Annotated in this window: 14 protein-coding genes; 7 read left to right on the forward strand and 7 right to left on the reverse strand. The window is 68.7% G+C overall.

Translation table 11 applies throughout. From position 1 onward, the window contains the following. Positions 1-63 precede the first annotated feature (63 nt). The gene (locus QHF83_RS35450) at positions 64-1,134 is read right to left on the reverse strand and encodes a caspase family protein (protein ID WP_282422450.1); all 1,071 of its coding nucleotides are present in this window, start codon (positions 1,132-1,134) and stop codon (positions 64-66) included. Between the two features lie 66 nt (positions 1,135-1,200). Further along, positions 1,201-1,353, reverse strand: a complete 153-nt coding sequence (locus QHF83_RS35455; RefSeq protein WP_282422451.1) for a hypothetical protein — start codon at positions 1,351-1,353, stop codon at positions 1,201-1,203. A 278-nt stretch (positions 1,354-1,631) separates the two neighbouring features. On the opposite strand from QHF83_RS35455, the gene QHF83_RS35460 reads away from it, so the two are divergent. Genes QHF83_RS35460 through QHF83_RS35470 form a run of 3 tightly spaced genes read left to right on the forward strand, consistent with a single transcriptional unit; the run spans position 1,632 to position 5,106 of the window. Then, positions 1,632-2,090: a hypothetical protein gene (locus tag QHF83_RS35460; protein ID WP_282422452.1), complete on the forward strand. Its 459-nt coding sequence runs from the start codon at positions 1,632-1,634 to the stop codon at positions 2,088-2,090. Positions 2,091-2,098: 8 nt separating this feature from the next. Next, positions 2,099-3,916 carry an iron-containing redox enzyme family protein gene (locus QHF83_RS35465; RefSeq protein ID WP_282422453.1) on the forward strand — a complete coding sequence of 606 codons (1,818 nt, stop codon included), beginning with the start codon at positions 2,099-2,101 and terminating at the stop codon, positions 3,914-3,916. After that, positions 3,916-5,106 carry an aminotransferase class V-fold PLP-dependent enzyme gene (locus QHF83_RS35470; RefSeq protein WP_282422478.1) on the forward strand — a complete coding sequence of 397 codons (1,191 nt, stop codon included), beginning with the start codon at positions 3,916-3,918 and terminating at the stop codon, positions 5,104-5,106. The genes QHF83_RS35465 and QHF83_RS35470 overlap by 1 nt, the downstream gene beginning before the upstream one ends. 18 nt (positions 5,107-5,124) lie before the next feature. Here QHF83_RS35470 and QHF83_RS35475 read toward each other — a convergent pair whose 3' ends face one another. Together QHF83_RS35475 and abc-f are read right to left on the reverse strand one after the other, a co-directional pair. After that, the gene (locus QHF83_RS35475; protein WP_282422454.1) at positions 5,125-6,519 is read right to left on the reverse strand and encodes a hypothetical protein; all 1,395 of its coding nucleotides are present in this window, start codon (positions 6,517-6,519) and stop codon (positions 5,125-5,127) included. 83 nt (positions 6,520-6,602) lie between these two features. Next, positions 6,603-8,534, reverse strand: coding sequence for a ribosomal protection-like ABC-F family protein (gene abc-f, locus QHF83_RS35480; protein ID WP_282422455.1), 1,932 nt, complete (start codon positions 8,532-8,534; stop codon positions 6,603-6,605). 42 nt (positions 8,535-8,576) lie between these two features. On the opposite strand from abc-f, the gene QHF83_RS35485 reads away from it, so the two are divergent. Continuing rightward, complete coding sequence (locus QHF83_RS35485; RefSeq protein ID WP_282422456.1) at positions 8,577-9,185, forward strand: hypothetical protein; 609 nt, start codon at positions 8,577-8,579, stop codon at positions 9,183-9,185. 24 nt (positions 9,186-9,209) lie between these two features. On the opposite strand, the gene QHF83_RS35490 is transcribed toward QHF83_RS35485, so the two are convergent. Further along, complete coding sequence (locus tag QHF83_RS35490; RefSeq protein WP_282422457.1) at positions 9,210-9,788, reverse strand: hypothetical protein; 579 nt, start codon at positions 9,786-9,788, stop codon at positions 9,210-9,212. Beyond that, on the reverse strand, positions 9,785-10,432 hold the full coding sequence (locus QHF83_RS35495) for a hypothetical protein (RefSeq protein ID WP_282422458.1): 648 nt from the start codon (positions 10,430-10,432) through the stop codon (positions 9,785-9,787). Before QHF83_RS35495 ends, QHF83_RS35490 begins: the two co-directional genes overlap by 4 nt. 359 nt (positions 10,433-10,791) lie before the next feature. Between QHF83_RS35495 and QHF83_RS35500 the strand changes: the two genes are divergently transcribed. Together QHF83_RS35500 and QHF83_RS35505 are read left to right on the forward strand one after the other, a co-directional pair. Continuing rightward, on the forward strand, positions 10,792-11,367 hold the full coding sequence (locus tag QHF83_RS35500; protein WP_282422459.1) for a Uma2 family endonuclease: 576 nt from the start codon (positions 10,792-10,794) through the stop codon (positions 11,365-11,367). A 38-nt stretch (positions 11,368-11,405) separates the two neighbouring features. Further along, positions 11,406-11,957 carry a Uma2 family endonuclease gene (locus QHF83_RS35505; protein ID WP_282422460.1) on the forward strand — a complete coding sequence of 184 codons (552 nt, stop codon included), beginning with the start codon at positions 11,406-11,408 and terminating at the stop codon, positions 11,955-11,957. A gap of 3 nt (positions 11,958-11,960) precedes the next feature. Here the strand turns inward: QHF83_RS35505 and QHF83_RS35510 are convergent, their stop codons facing one another. Further along, positions 11,961-12,731, reverse strand: a complete 771-nt coding sequence (locus QHF83_RS35510; RefSeq protein ID WP_282422461.1) for a hypothetical protein — start codon at positions 12,729-12,731, stop codon at positions 11,961-11,963. Between the two features lie 117 nt (positions 12,732-12,848). Between QHF83_RS35510 and QHF83_RS35515 the strand changes: the two genes are divergently transcribed. Continuing rightward, entirely contained in the window at positions 12,849-15,770 is a 2,922-nt protein-coding gene (locus tag QHF83_RS35515) for an aldo/keto reductase (RefSeq protein WP_282422462.1), read from the forward strand. Positions 15,771-15,908: the final 138 nt, after the last annotated feature.

A 15,908-nucleotide genomic window follows, 5' to 3' on the forward strand; every position in this document is an offset into this window, starting at 1 on the left:
GCTGGAGGAAGAGGCGGCGTAGGCTGCTATTGCAGAGTCGTCGCGCCGCGCTTGGCGGGCTCGTCAGGGCGTCCAAACCGCGCGGGGGAGCGAATAGGGCCAGAACGTCGTAGCCGCCGCCAAGAGGGCGCCATCGAGCGGGTCGACGAGCTGCGCGGCCCAGCGGAGAATGACGGACGGCTTCGTCTGGAAGGCGTGAGCGATGGCGTTGGGCAAGACGAGGTTCGGAATGCCGAGCTCGTGCACGCTTATGTCGAGAGGTTGTCGAGGCCAAAATACCAATGCATGTCGTGCAATGAGGTGCCAGCCCTCGTCGAGTAGCTGGTAGCGAATCTCTGCGATTCTGCCATTGTAACCAAGCACCGTAGCCACGGCATCGAGCGCGAACTTGGACTGATTGCTTTGAACGATGAGCGCGAACGTGGGGCTGGTACTCTGCGCGACTTGGCTTTGGAGCATCGGAAAGTCGCCCTTCAGGTTCCGGCCCTCGGGGAGAGCATCCTGGGGCCAGCGCTGTGCCATGAGGGCGTACGTGGTGTAAAACGCCTCGTCATCCGCCACGAATTGGGTGTTGCCATGTCGCATGGCGCCTGCGCACCCTCGGAGCGCTTCGAGGAAGGTCCAAGTAAAGCGCCCGCCGGGGACGCCCCCGCCTTCCATCGTATTCTCGTCGGATCTCGCCGCGAAGAACATGCGCATGCCGGGCATGGCGCTCTCGAGGAGCTCTGCCCAGGAACGTCCGATGCCGCCGACTTCGACGACCTTGCCGAACGTACCGGACTGGCACGCGTCGAGGATCACCAGCACGGCCCGAGCGGAGACCTCTTGGAGCGCCTTGTGCAATCGACGGTAGCTGAGCGTGCCGTCGGCGAGAGCGATCCCATCCTCGCCCCCATGGCCCGAGAAGTAGAAGAGCAGGTACTCGGTGCCGATGCGGGCCATGTGCTGGAGGCAGAAAAGGACGTTTCCGACCGTCGCGTGTGGACCGAGAAGGAGAGGCGAATCCGAGGCGCTCGCCGGGCCCATCGGCCCCGTGAACGCCTCATGGACGCGCCGCGCGTCGTCTTCGGCGAACCGTAGGGGCGACGCCCCCGCAGTCCTGTTCACGCCACACACGAGTGCCCGGTACTTCATGCTGTTCGCCACCCCGACCCCTCCCAGATGCTCAGGCGGGCCAACGTGGCCACGCTCGTCGGCCTGTCAAGCCGCGTAAGGCTTGGTCGCTTGCGGAGGAGCCTTGCCGCTCCGCGAGCCCGTGACCTTGCGGACGAGCTTGGCGGTGCGGGCGCGGTCCCTCTCGTCGGGCAAGGTGACCAGATGCCGCAGCGGGATGTCGATTCGGCGGACTGACACCGGTGCCGAGGTGCGCATTCTCCTGTCGCAGACCTGCGCCGGAGAGGCGCGGCGCGATTCTCCCATGCGCATTGGGATCCCGAGGCGTCGGTTCTTCCGGAAGAACCATGCGCCGGAGCAGTTCTCGCCACTTGACTTTTCAAACCTGCTCCGGCAGACGTTGGCTACATTGGCATTCCCTGAAACCGTCAGAGCAGATTTTTGTGAAAGTTCACGCTAGCTCAGGGAACCTCGGAACCAACCCTCGGCGCTCGACGACCCGGTCCAAGGCCGATGTCGTGATCATCGGTGGCGGCCTCGCCGGACTCGCGGCGGCATTTCGTGACGGTCGCATCCTCTCGGACGCCCTCCCCGACGAGGCGCTGCGCATCATCAATGCGTCCTTCGAGCAGGTCCACCCGGGCGACATTCGCGACTACATCCCCGAGAGGCAACGAGACGCGATCGATCCGCTGTATCCCGACCACTTCGAACACGGCAACGGTTGCGCCGTCGAGGCATACCTGAACGTCCTGGGGGACAGGGTCGAGCTCGCGGAGACGGCGTCCGGCGTCCGGGTCCATTATCGCACGGCGGACCTCGAGCGCGACGGGTGGATCGATTGCGCCGCGGCGATCGTCGCGAGCCCTGCGCACGTCGCGAGCGGCCCTCCCCGCGCGGCGCCGTTTTTTACGTCCATCGCCGGCATGGACTCGGCCATCGCCGGGCGATGGGCGACGACGCAGACGAACGGATGACAACGACCATGGACCAAACCAACGTGATCCCTGCCGACCGCCCTCGAACGAGCGCCGACGTCACGCCCGACGTCTCCGCGACGAGTTATTACGCGCATGGCTCGGCCGAGCTACGCTCGCTGGCCAGGGCGCTCGGGCAGCACGCGCAGATCGATTCGCTGCTCGGCACGTTCCGCGCGATGATCGAGCCGTGGGGATACCGCCGCGTGGGCGATCTGCGCGGGTGGCGCAGCAACGTCGCCGACGATGGAACGCCGTACGAGCTCTCCGTGGCTTTCTCGGAGGAGGAGCAACCCGAAATCCGTGTGCTCGTGGAGGCCCAGGGGGAATCACCCGGCCTCGACGCCCTCTGGCGCGCCGGCAAGGACCTGTCGCGACGCCTGCAGCACGATTTCAATGCCTCGCTTTCGAAGCTGCACGAGGTGGAGGACCTCTTCGAGCCGCGCGGCGCGGGGCGGCTCGCCGTGTGGCACGCGGCCGCGTTCCAGCCCGAGCAGGCGCCCGAATTCAAGATCTATCTCGATGCCCAAGCGCAGGGCACCGCGCGCGCACAGTCGGTCGTCGAAGAAGCGCTGTGGCGGCTCGGCTACCGGCACGCGTGGCGGAGAATGCTCGAGGGCCCGCTGCGGAGAGGATTTGCGCTCGACGAGCTCAAGTATTTCGCGCTCGACCTGAGCCCGCACGGCGAGGCTCGCGCGAAGGTGTACGTGAGCCACCACGGGGTATCACTCGCGGAGCTATCGGCATCCTTGCTCCCGGACGCCTGCGACGTCGATTCCATGGTCGACTTTTGCCGTCACATGACGGGCGGGGAAGGGCCCTACACGGGCCGCCCCATTTTCACGTGCACCGCGTTCCGCGATATCCACATGAGCGCCCCGCTCTCGCAGACCCTGTACGTGCCCATCGTCGATTACACGAGCAGCGACCACATGGTCCGACAGCGCGTGTCCGGCTACATGGACCTTCATGGTTTGCCCGTCCGGAGCTACCAGGCGGCGCTCCCCGCGAAGGCGGAGGGAAAAACCAACCGGAAGCATAGCTACGTCGGCCTGCGCCACGACGGGGGCAAGCGCCGGCTGACGGTGTACGTCTCGCCGCAGGCCCACGCGCCGATGCCCATCACCCCGGCCCCTTCCGAGCGCAAGCTAAGGCCGGCCGAGGAGATCGTCGAGCGTTACGAGCGAAAGCACCTTCTCACCGATCACCCCTTCTTCCAGCGCCTGCAGCGCGAGCCGGTGCATTTTGGTCATCTGTGGCTCATCATGGCGAATTTCTGGGAAGGCGTGGTCCACGACTTCCCCGCCCGGCTCGCGCACGTCGTGGCCAAGGTGAGCGACGATCGGGCCCGCTGCCTGCTCGCCAAGCAGCTCAACGACGAGCTCGGCGAGGGCGACTTCCAGCGCGCCCATCGAGGCCTGTTCAGGACATTGCTCGACGGCCTCGCGCCCTACCGCCTCGCGCTCGACGACACGCTCCTCCTCGCCCCTGGCCGGGAGCTCCACGCGCGGCTGAACGAGCCGCTCTATTCGACCGACGAATACGAATCGATCGGCGCCCTCATGTTGATCGAGATTTACGGCAAACAGGTCGACGTTCGCCTCGGATCCGAGTTCCGTCGCCAGCACGAGCTCCCGCGCGAGGTGCTCACGTGGCTGCACCTCCACGAGGAGCTCGAGGTCGATCACGCGGAGGATTCGCTTTGCCTGGCGAGGCTCGTCCCCGCGCGCGAGGCGCACCTCGCTGCGGCCTGGGCCGGCGCCGAGGCCGTCGCTCGGGCATCGGAGCAGTATTTCGATGCCCTCTACAGGTTGTGTTACCCGTGATGACCACGAACTTCGCCCCCTACCGCCAGCGCTTTCCCGTCTTCGCGGAGAGAAACTACCTGGCCTCCCAGAGCATCGGGCCTCTCCCCGCCGAGGGGCTCGAGGACCTGACGGAGTACATCCGCAGCCGCGCGCTCAACAATCGCGCGATCGGAACCTGGTACGAGCGCGTGGAGGAGATGACCGGGCTCATCGCAAAGCTCCTGCATACGGAGCCCGCCACGATCGCGCTGCGTGACAATGCCACCGCCTGCCAGGCCGCCATTGCAGCGTCGATCCACCCGGGACCGGTACGCCGGCGGATCATCACCACCGCCCTCGATTTCCATTCCTCCCTTCACCTCTGGAACGCGCAGGCGCAGCGTGGCTTCGAAGTCGTCGAGGTGCCGTCGTCGGATGGATCCTCGGTCTCCGAAGAGGCCATTCTCCGGGAAATCGACGAGCGCACGGCGATCGTGGCCGTATCGCTGGTCTCGCGTTACAACGCGCGCCTCGACGTCCGGGCGCTCTGCGAACGGACGCGCGCCGTGGGCGCTGTCCTCTTGCTCGACGCTTATCAGGCGGTGGGCATCGTCCCGCTCGACGTCACGCAGCTCGGCGCGGACGTCGTCGTCGGAGGTGTCCACAAGTGGCTCTCCGGTTCGACCGGGCTCGCCTTCATGTACGTCGACCCGTCCCTCAGCGACAAGCTCGAACCCGCGTATCCTGGGTGGTTTGCCCACAGGAGCCTCGACGCCTTCGTCACGCAAAAGACGTTCGAGGACGCCTACCTCCCGCGACTCGGCGCGCGCCGCTTCCAGCAGGGCACGCCCGGGCTGCCCTCCATTTACGGATCGCGCGCCGGACTCCGCTTCGCCCTGGAAGTCGGCGTCGAGTCGATGGAGCGACGCAACACAGAGCTCTGCGCGCTCCTCCACGACGGCGCCCTGGAGCGTGGATTCGAGGTCGTGACGCCGCGCGCGCCTTCACTTCGGGCGGGCGGCGTTTGCATTGCGGTACCGGAACCCGAGTCGGTGGTGCAAGCCCTCGCCGAGCGGGGCATCGATATCGACCAGCGACGCCACGAGGTCCTCCGCGTGGCGCCGCACCCCTGCACGACCGAACAGGAATGTATCGACTTCCTCGATACCCTGGCCGAGCTCTGCCCGCGCGCGCCGGGTCGAGTGCGGGCTCGACCCCCCCGGGCCTGACGACGCTCTTCGTTCAGCTCAGAACCACTGCCCGACGAGCTTGTCCTTGCGGGTCACCTTCGAAAGGTGCTCGAGCTCCAGCACCCAGAGCTCGGTCTTCTTGATCAGCGGCTTCGTGTCCGTGACCGTCTTCGCCTCGTGCTTCTTTACGACCGCGTAGCCCTCGACCTTGTCGCCGACCTGCACCGTCACGCCCTCGGGCATCTCCCCGAGCGTCAGCCGCACCGTCGTCTCCTGGATGCTCTTGCCGGTCTTGCAGATCTCCCGGTAGACGATTCGCCCATTCTGGATGCTGTGGATCCGGTTCGTCTCCACGCAATCGTAGGCGTACTCGTTCGTGTAGGCGTACAGGATCTCGAGATCCGTCTTGCCGCCGTTCTGCGTGATCTTCTTGACCTCGCCGAACCCCGAATAGTACCCGAGCTTCGGGTGACCGGGGATCTCCTTCTCGCCCTTCTCGATCCCCTCGATGTACACCTTCGAGAAATTGCCCGGCCGCGCCTCGTCGACGGACTTCTTCGCTTCCTTCTCGCGGAGCCGATCGATCTTCTTCTGCGTCTCCTCGGAGAAAAGCGGCTTCACGTACTTCGCGCCGCGCTCCGTGTACGAGTTGCCGCGTCCGGCGCCGTCGAGCGCCGGCGTCTTCGACGTCCCGTTCGAGGCCGCGTAGGCGCAATACATGTCCCGCTCCGTCGCGGCGTCGAGCCTGGCGCGGACGTCGTTCTGCTGAGGCGCGCCGTTCACGATCGCGTACAGGTAATCGCGCCCCGTCGATTCGTAAGCCTTCTTGATCGCGACGCGCAGGTCCCTTTGAAACCCGACCTGCGTCATCAGGATGTCGATGACCGAATCGTTCCTCGCCGCCTCGTTGGCCGTCTTCTGCAGGCCGAGCAGCGCGCCGATGCGCCCGTACGGGCTCGGGATCTTCGACGCCTCCGCGATCTCGACGGCCCACTTCGCGTCGTTCGCCCGCGCCTCCTTGTCGATCGCGAGGTAGTCCGCGTAGCACTTCGCGAGCCACGTCCTGCGCATCGCCGCCACGATCAGCGCCTGGTACGTCTCGTCCGCCGTGTTGGCCTTCTCGTCCTCCGACAGCTTGTCCCAGCCCGTGAGCCACGTCGGATCCGGGTTCTTCAGCGTCCGGCGCGGGTTATACTGGTAGATGTACGTCGCCTTGTCCTGGTACTCCTTCACGCCCGCCTTCTTCTTGAAATCGGGCACGCACATGTGGTTCTCGCAGGACGTGTAATCCCACGACTTGAACGTTTCGAGCACCGCCTTGCCCGCCTCGTCCTCGTCGTACGGCAAGATGCCGAAAGGCCCTGTGGTGGGCGTCCCTGAGTCTCCCCCGAGACCCGGGATGTTCGTCTGAAGGTTGACGAGACCACATCCGGACACGAACAGGCCGGACATCAAAACAATCGCAGCTTTTCTCATCGTACCGGGCCGCCAGCTATCACGCGCTGCCGGCTTTTGGCAACCCACCACCTCGGACGTCACCCGCCCTCGGCGAGCTCCTTCTCGATCGCCTCCCACTCCCCGAGGAGGGCCTCGATCTTCCCGTCGAGCTCTTTCCGTAGCCGATCCAGCGCGGCCACGTCGTCCTTGCTCGTCCGCTCGAAAAAACCCGGCTCGCAAAAACGCGACTCGAGCTCTCGTTTCTGCGACTCGGCCGCCTCGACGGCCGCCAGCACCTTGTCCCGCTTGCCGGGCAGCTCCTTCAAGCGATTGCGCTTCTTCTTCTGGTCCTCCCACGCCGAGCCCGACACCTGCGCCGCGGGCTCCTGCGCCTTCGCTGCGCTCTTCGCGGCCTTGTCCTTCTGGACCACCGCCTCCGCGTCGAGGTGATCGTCGCCGCAGCGCGCGAGGTACTCCTCGTACGTGCCCGGGAAATCGTTTCGGCCCGTCGGCAGCACCTCGAGGATACGCGTCGCGATCTTCGAGACGAACCAGCGATCGTGCGAAACCAGGATCAGCGTCCCCTCGTACGCCACGAGCGCCTCCGCGAGCGCCTCGATCGCCTCCACGTCGAGGTGGTTCGTCGGCTCGTCCAGCAGGAGCACGTTCGGCTCCTCCACGAGGATCCGGCAGAATAAAAGCCGCGCCGCCTCTCCCCCGGAGAGCAGCCCGACCTTCTTGTTCACGTCGTCGCCCGAGAACAGCATCCGCCCGAGCCGCCCCCGCACCGCGGCTTCCGGCTCCGTCGGGCATGCCGCTTTCATGATCCCGAGCGGCGTCGCCTCCGGATCGTCGAGGACCTCCCGGTGATCCTGCGCGAAGTACCCCACGCGCGCCTCGTGCCCCCAGCGCACCGTGCCTGCGTCCTTGTCGAGCCGGTCCGCGAGGATCTTGAGCAGCGTCGACTTGCCGATCCCGTTCGGCCCGATCACCGCCACCCGCTCGCCTCGCCGCACCACGAGCGACACCGCGGTGAGCACCCGCTTCTCCCCGTATGACTTGTTGATCCCCGCGACGTCGAGCACGTCCCGCCCGCTCGGCCGCGCGATCGACAGCTTGAACACCGGCGTCCGCCGCGAGCTCTCCTCCAGCTCCGGCACCTCGATCTTCTCGATCTGCTTCAGCCGGCTCTGCGCTTGCTTCGCCTTCGTCGCCTTGTACCGGAACCGGTCCACGTACGACTGCTTGTGCGCGATCACCTCCTCGATCCGCTCGACCTCCGCTTGCTGCCGCTCCCGCTCGGCGCGCTTCTCCTTCACGAACGCCGTGTAATTGCCGTGGTAGAGCGTCACCGTCCCGTAATCGATGTCGAGGATGTGCGTCGCCACGTTGTCGAGGAAGCGCTGATCGTGGGAGATCACGAGCACCGCGCCGTCGTGCGCGTTCAGGAATTTTTCGAGCCAGCGGATCGTCAGGATGTCGAGGTGGTTCGTCGGCTCGTCGAGCAAGAGCACGTCCGGCCCGCCCACGAGCACCTGCGCCAGCAGGACGCGCAGCTTGAACCCGCCCGACAGCGTCGCGAGCGGCCGCTCGTGCGCCTCCATCGGGATCCCGAGGCCCACCAGGATCGACGTCGCCCGCGCCTTCAGCGTGTAGCCGTCGTACGCCCGGATCACGTCGGCGACCTCCGCGAGCCTTTGCGCGTCGCCGGCCCCGTCCTCCACGATCCGCTTCTCCTCCTCGAGCGCCTCCCACACGATCCGGTCGCCCATCATCGCGAGGTCGAGGATCTTCGCCTCGTCTTCGAGGAACCGGTCTTGCCGCAGCACGCCCATGCGGGCGCCGGCGGGGATGTTGAAGCTCCCTTCGGTCGGGGCCTCGTCGCCGGCCAGGATCTCGAGCAGCGTCGTCTTGCCGGAGCCGTTCGCGCCGACGAGCCCGTAGCGGCTCTGCCGGTTGAGCTTCAGCGACACCTCCTCGAAGAGGGTCCGGTCGCCGTACGATTTGCCCAGGTTCGACGTGACGATCATCGCGGGGACGGTGGTATATCCTCCCGCAACCGAGGAGGCCACGTGCGCTTTCGAGAGCTCATCCAAGATTCCAGCGCCACCATCGACGCCATCGCCAGCTACCTCGACGGGCTCTCCGCCGAAGACAGGCTCAACGAGACCCGCACCCTCTCACGCGACGAGCAACGCAAGCTCTACCAGAGGGCCGAGAGGGCGTCCCTCATCACGCTCGACCACTTCGTCCCGACGGACATCACGAAGCTCGCCCCGGTCCACCACGACGGCCGCAACACGCTCCCCTTGCCTTCGGGCCTCAAGCTCTTCCAGAAGCGGTTTTGCCGACCCGAGGACGGCTCAGCGCGCCTCTTCGGATACAACGAGTCGCCGTTCCTCGGCACCGTCGGCCCGGGCTTCTTCGTCGCGGTCCCGACGAAGGGCCGCGCCGAGTGGGAGGCGCGCGGCGGCGTCGTGATCGATTACTTCCAGGTCCCCGACGGCCCCGTCGCGGCGGGCTGGCCCAAGGTCATCCCGAACTCCAAGGGCCTCCAGAAGTTCGTCTACAACGGCACCCGCGACTACATGCGCAAGGTCTCGACCCACGTCTCGATCGGCGCGGCCTACAAGGGCGAAAAGGCCCTCGACCACTACTTCATCCTCTGCCGCGACCGCTGACCCCGCCCCGGGGCGCGCGCGGCTCTACGCAGGGCCGGGCCATGCGGCGCGCTTCGTCCCTGACGCCTCTTCCATCTCCACGAACGCCTCCCCGAGCCAATCGAGGAACGCCGCGTCCCACGCCGGCCCCTCCGGCCACCTCTCCGCGATCCTGACGGAGAGCTCCGCGTCCCACCGCTCGAACACCGCCCGCAGCGCCCCGTGCGCCTGCCTCGCCCGCACCGCGCTCGGCTCGCCTTTCCGCTCGCCCCCCTCGACGAACGTATCCTCGCAGAGAAAGTAATTGCAGGTCGCGGGGCGCATGGCCGGGCTGATCGTGCATCCGCCCGGCCCGTGGAACACGCATTTGCGCTCCATCGGCTCCGTCTTTGCCTCCCGCCGCTTCACCCGCCGCAGCTCGAGCCCGCGCTTGGTCGGAATCAGCTCCTTCTTGGCGATCCTCGCGAGCACGAAATCGCGCCCGCCCCCGGCGACGACGCGCCCCACGTCCGACCAATCCATCTCGGGCGGCGCCTTGCAACAACCTGCCGGCCCCTGCGGGCATTTCGCGCAGAGGGTCGAGAGGAGCTGGGTATGGGCGCCGAGGACTTCGAGTCGAATCATTGCGCCGCGAGGCGGGACGAGAGCGCCGTCCGGACCGAGCGGCCCACGGCGCCCTCGACCTTCTTCAGCTCCTCGGGCATCCAGAAATGGAGCACGCGCCCGAGCGCCTCCGTGCTCGAACGGACGAACGCCATTCCGCCCGTCTCTGCCCGCTCGGTGCTCTGCGGCAAACACAGCTTGCACAGGCACGGCAAAGGCCCGGCCGCATCGTGTTTCGTCACGTTCACGGCCGGCGCCACGCCGCCGCTCCAGGATGCGCCGAGCAGCAGCGCGGCCGAGGGCGCGTCGAGCACGCGCGGCGTCTGCAGCGACATCCCGAGCGTGCCGGGCGACGCGGTGATCCCTTTTCCATTCGCGAACCGGATCCTCGGTACGAGCGACGTGATGTCGTTGATCGGCACGCGGTTCTTTCCGCTGCGCCAGCCCTTGCCGGTGAGCTGCGGATTCTCCAGCACGGCGACGAGCCAGAGCGTGTCTGCCGGCGGCCGCACGGTCACCATGAACAGCCGTCCTCCGCCGGCGAGCGGGGCGAGGCCCTTGCTCTGGCTGTGGTAGGTGTCGATGGGCCACACCTTGCCCGGCTTGCGTCCGCCCGCTTCCTTCTCGAACACGGCCTTGCTGACGATGGCGAGGACGTCCGGCATGCGCGCGACTCTACCAGAACGGTCCCGGAAGGTCAGGGCCCATCCCGCCATCACGTCTCCGGCCGTGGGAAACGCCTTCGCGGAGCCCGCACGCCCGATTTCCCGGTGGGAAACGTGATCGCGCCGACCCGCGGACGCGTCCGTCATCCGACGGAGAGGTTCGCGGCGTCTGCGAAGACGTCCGTCGTCTGACGGACGGGTTGGCGGCGACTGCGAAGGCGTCCGTCGCCGAAAAAACGGGTCTGCGCCGTCCGCGAAGGCGTTTCCCATGGAAACGTCGGGTTCGCGGCCGGCGCGAAGGCGTTTCCCAGCGTCCTCGGCGGCTTGCGGCGCGCCCCGGGCTCGGGCAACCTCACGGCATGGCCGCCGATGCTGCGCGGAAACGTGCGACGTACGAGGACCTCCTGGCGCTCCCGTCGAACGTGAAGGGGGAGATCCTGGATGGGGTGCTGTACACGCAGCCGCGGCCGCGGTTTCGGCATGTTCACGGGGCGTCGGTCCTCAACCGCCGGATCGGCAACCCGTACGAGGACGGCGTGGGCGGCCCGGGTGGCTGGTGGATCGCCACGGAGCCCGGCATCGAGCTGCCCGACTCGCCCGAAGTCTCTCCGGATCTGGCCGGCTGGCTTCGCGAGCGGATGCCTGATCCGCCGGGTGACGATCCCATCAAGATCGTGCCCGACTGGGTCTGCGAGATCTTCTCCCCGAGCACACGGGACTACGATCAGCAGATCAAGAAACCGTTTTACGCGAAGCACGGCGTCCGATGGTTGTGGTTCATCGACCCCGCTGCCCGCGTGCTCCTGGCGCATCGTCTGGAAAACGGCCGCTGGCTCGACCTCGGCACATGGCGGAACGACGACCGCGCGCGGATCGAGCCGTTTGATGCGATCGAGCTCGATCTGTCCGATCTCTGGTTGCCCGCGAAGGGCTAAAGCTTGCGCGCCGATCTGTTCTCGGACAAACTCGGCCCATGACCGAGTCCACGCACGGCCCGCCGCTGAACGTGAAACGCGAGATCCTCGACGGTGTGCCCTACACCCAGCGACGTTTCGATTTTCAGCGAGCACGGGCGGCGCAGGCGCTCGGGATGCACCTCGGTAGCCCTTTCGACATTGGTTGGCGTGGCCCTGGCGGATGGTGGATCCTCATCGAGCCCTGGATCGCGCTGCCCGACTCGCCCGAGGTCTGCCCGGCGCTCGCGGGCTGGCGCCGCGAGCGTATGCCCGAGCCTCCGCTCGACAATGCCATCACGATCGTTCCGGACTGGGTGTGCGAGATCGGTGCGCTGCGCACGCGCCAATACCATCTCGTGACCAAGCACCGATTTTACATGAAGCACGGTGTGACGTGGTTGTGGATCGTCGAGTTCGACGACCGCCTGCTCAGGACGCTCGTCGCGTACAACGGGCTCTGGCGCGACGTGGGCGCTGGCGTGTGGGGGTATGACGACCGCGTACGGGCCGAGCCGTTCGAGGCGATCGAGTTTCCTATCACCGACCTCTGGCTCCCCTCGGACGCCTGACCCTCACCCCTCCTTCGGCGGCTCCGTCCCTTCGATCTCCGCCCCTTCATCCTCCCCGCGGAGCTTCCGCTGCGTCGGCCGCACCTTCTCCGCCAGGTCCCGATACCCGGCCAGCCGGTAGAGCCCCTCCAGCGTCGACGCCGTCCCCTGATACGCATCCGACCACGCCGCCGCCGCGCGGTCCCGCGCCGCGAGCGCGGTCTCCAGCTCGCGCGCCTCGCGATGGTCGTCCCCCACCGCCGCTTCGAGCTGGCTCGATTGCTTGATCACCGATTGCTGCGCGACGGCCGTGTTGAACGTCGAGCCGAGCGGCGAGACCACGATCGCCGGGTGCTCGCCGAGCAGCCGCGCCACGGTCTTCGTGTACTGCAAGAGCTTCGCCGGCACGCGCGGCGATTCGGTCGAGAGCCCGTACGTCGCGAGCGCCGCCGCCCCCATGTGATCCTCGATCGTCCGGCGCAAGAGCCCGAGCAACGTCGCGAGCGCCGTCGCCGCCGCGTCGCGCGAGGCCCGCACCGGGATGTCGTCCGCCCGCTCGGCGGCGAGGTCTTCCTCCGCTTTGCCGAGCTCCGCCGCGGACCGCGCGAGGCCGTCCGCGAGCGCTTCGAAGACCGCGACGTACGATTGCTTCGTGGCTTTCGTGAGCGGCCCCTGGACCTCCTGCGCCCGCGCCGCGAGGTTCTCCGCGACGGCCGCGCCATGCGTGCGGGCCGAGGCGACGACCTTGTCGCTCACGCGGATCTGATTCTGGACCTGTTCGCTGACCTTCGACATGAACACCTCCCTCCGAGCGGCCCGGGAGGGTAATCGGGAGCGAACGAGCCCGGCAAGCCGGAATGCCGCGCCGCTTGACATTCGCTCGACTTTGCCGTCCCGCTCGAAGGCGATCCCGTGGACCGCTCCTCCCCCGCAAGCCCGCCCGCGCTCGTCCGCCTCCTCGACGACGACGCCGAGGCCCGGCGCGACGCCGCCGAGACGCTCGACCCCCGCCCGCTCCCCGCCCGCTTCGCCCTCCGTCAGGCCATGCTCGGCGACGAGGACGCCGATGTCCGCGCCGCCGCCGCCCAGAAGCTCGGCGAGCTGCGCAGCCGGCGTTTTGCCTCCGCCTTCGTCGAGGCGCTCGACGACGTGATGCCCTCGGTGCGCGACCGCGCCTATCGCGCGCTCGCGCGGCTCGAATCACGGGACGTTTTGCCGTACGCGGCCCGCGCCATTCGAAAGGAGCCCGTGTGGTGGGTGCGCCGATCGGCCGTGCGCGCCGCGGCCGCGGCGGGAGGGAAGGAGGCGCTCTCGCTGCTCGTCGAGGCGCTCGCGGATCCCTTCTGGCGCGTCCGGCACGCGGCCGTGCAGGCGCTCGTGGTGCTCGGCGAGGACGATTTCGAGGTGCGGGACGCCGTCTCCCAGGCCGCCGCGAAGGATCCGACCGGGACCGTCGCCTCCGCCGCGCATTACCTCGGCGCCGCGTGGGCCGGCGCCGCCGATACGCCGGCCGCGGCCGCTTCGCCGCCGGTGCAGCTCGCCGAAGGCCTCGCCGACGAGGACCCCGCCGTCGTCACCGCGCGCCTCGAAAAGGCCGACCCCTCGCTCGTGCCCGCCGCCGCGCTCGTCGCCTGGCTCGGCGACCCCCACGCGTCTTTGCGTGCCCTCGCCCGTCGTCGTTTGCGCGAGCGGAACGATCCCGACGCGCTCCTGCTCGCATTGCGATGGCTCGACGAGCCCCGCGTGCCCCACGCCGCCGCCGAGGTGCGCGCCGTGCTCGATCGGCTCGGGAGCGGGGAGGATCTGCCGCTCGCGCGGCGCGTTCTCACGGCGGATCCGCCGTCCCCCGGGGCGCTCGCCTGGGCCGCGGAGGTGCTCGCGGTGCGGGGGAATGCCGAGGATCTGGAGCGGGTGCGGGGCCTGGCGAAGAGCGGCGCGCCGGGGCTGCGCGCGGCCGCGGTGACGGGATTGCTGCGGGATCAGCGGTCGCTCCCGGTCGTGCTCGGGGCGCTCGACGATCCGGACGAGGAGGTCCGCGCGGCCGCGCTCGCGGGATGGGAGAGGCGCCCCGGTTCGCCGCGGATTCTGGGGGCCTGGGCCGAGGCGCTGGTCGCCGCCGCCCCCCGCGCCGTCTCCGTTCGGGAACGTCGCGCCGTCGCCGAAGCCGCCGCCCTGCTCGGCGACGACGCCCTGCTCGCCCGCGCCGCCGAAGGCGCGGACCCGGCGACCCGCGCCGTCGCCCTCGCCGCCCGCGCCGCCGGGGGCGACCTCCCGCCCGTCGAACGCGTCCGCGCCCTCGCCGACGAGGACCCATGGATTCGCGCGGCCGTGCTCGACGCGGAGGCTTCCCTCGCCGCCGCCGTCAGTGACGCCGACCCGTGGCTCCGCCGCCAGGCGATGACCCTCGTGTTCCGCGATCGAAAAAACCTCGCGCCCGACGACGTCCGCGCCTGCGCGCTCGCCTCTGCCCTCGCGACAGACCCCTTCCTCCGCGCCCGCGCCGCGGATCTGCTCGCGCCCGAGGACGAATCACTTCACCCCGAAGCCTTTCGCACCCTGCTCCGCCTCTCCCAGGACCGCGCCCCGATGGTCCGCGCGGCCGCCGCGAGCGCCCTCGAAGCCGTGGTCGGCCTGGAAGATCGTCTCCTCGCGCTGCTCGACCCGGCGAAACCCGAGCCCGACGAGGCCGTACGCACCTCGGCCTATACCTGGTTGCTTCGCGACGGCGACGATCGGGCCCTCGCGCGCCTCGTCGCGGCGCTCGCGCCCGGCGCCGAGGGAGCCCTCGTGAAGGCGCACCTCGAAGCATTGACGCTCGTGCTCCCGGACGAGGCATTCTCGAAGCAGCCATCCCTCGTCCAGCATCGCCCGGCGTCACCCCCGGCCGCCGCGGAGCCGGCTCGAAAACGCGCGCCGGTGCCCGCGCGGCCCGAAGGCGTCACCCTGCGACCCCTCGGTGCGACGGGGCTTTTCGTGTCGCCGCTCGTGGTCTCCGGCGCCCACGGCCTCGTCGCGTCGAGCTTCGCCGACGCCCGCGACGCCGGGGTCAATGCGTTCTTCTGGGAGCCGCGTTATCACGAGCTCACGCGTTTCCTGCGGTCACGCCGGGCCGGACGGGAGGGGCTCGTCCTCGTCGCCGGCACGTACCATTCTGGCCCCGACGCCCTCCGCGCCGACGTCGAGCGCACGCTCGCGCGCCTGCGTATCGACTGGATCGACGTCTTCCTCCTGTTCTGGGTCCGCTCCCCCGATCGCCTCGCCGACGACGATTACGAGGCCCTCGCGCGCCTTCGCGACGAAGGCAAGCTGCGCGCATTCGGCTTCTCCACGCACGACCGCGCCGTGGCCGTTTCCGCGCTCCAGAAGCACCCCTGGCCCGTCGTGATGACCCGCCACAGCGCCGCGCACCCGGGCGCCGAAACCTTTTTCCTCCCCGAGGCCCTCGCGCGCGGCACGGGCGTCCTCACGTTCACGGCCACCTCCTACGGCCGCCTCCTGCGCCCCGCGCCGGGCGACGCCCCGGAAACAAGACCCCCGAGCGCCCCCGATTGCTACCGGTATTCGCTCACGCAGCCCGGCGTGAGCGCCACGCTCACGGCGCCGCGCAGCCACCGCGAGCTTCTCGAAAACCTCACCGTCCTCGCCCGCCCGACCCTCCCCGAGGACGCTCTGCCCGCGCTCCGCGCCCACGGCGAGCGCATCCGGGCCGAGACGCGCCGCTTCGACGCCCTGGTCCGCCGCGCCCCGGGCGGCCCGCGCGACCGTCTCCGCGCGCTGCTCGAAGAGGACACGACGCGCCCCGACGACGCCCTTCCGCCCGAGCCCAAGATGTGATGTGATCGCCTCGCTCACGGGAGGCGCGAGCAGCCAGCTATCACCCCGCGATGTCACGTCGCGGCTGCGAACGACTCCCCATGGAGAATGAAGCGTCACGGGGACCGCCCCGCAGGGCTTTTCGTCCCCGTACGCCTC

It is taken from the genome of Polyangium sp. 15x6 (genome assembly GCF_029960785.1).
Lineage (GTDB): Bacteria > Myxococcota_A > Polyangia > Polyangiales > Polyangiaceae > Polyangium.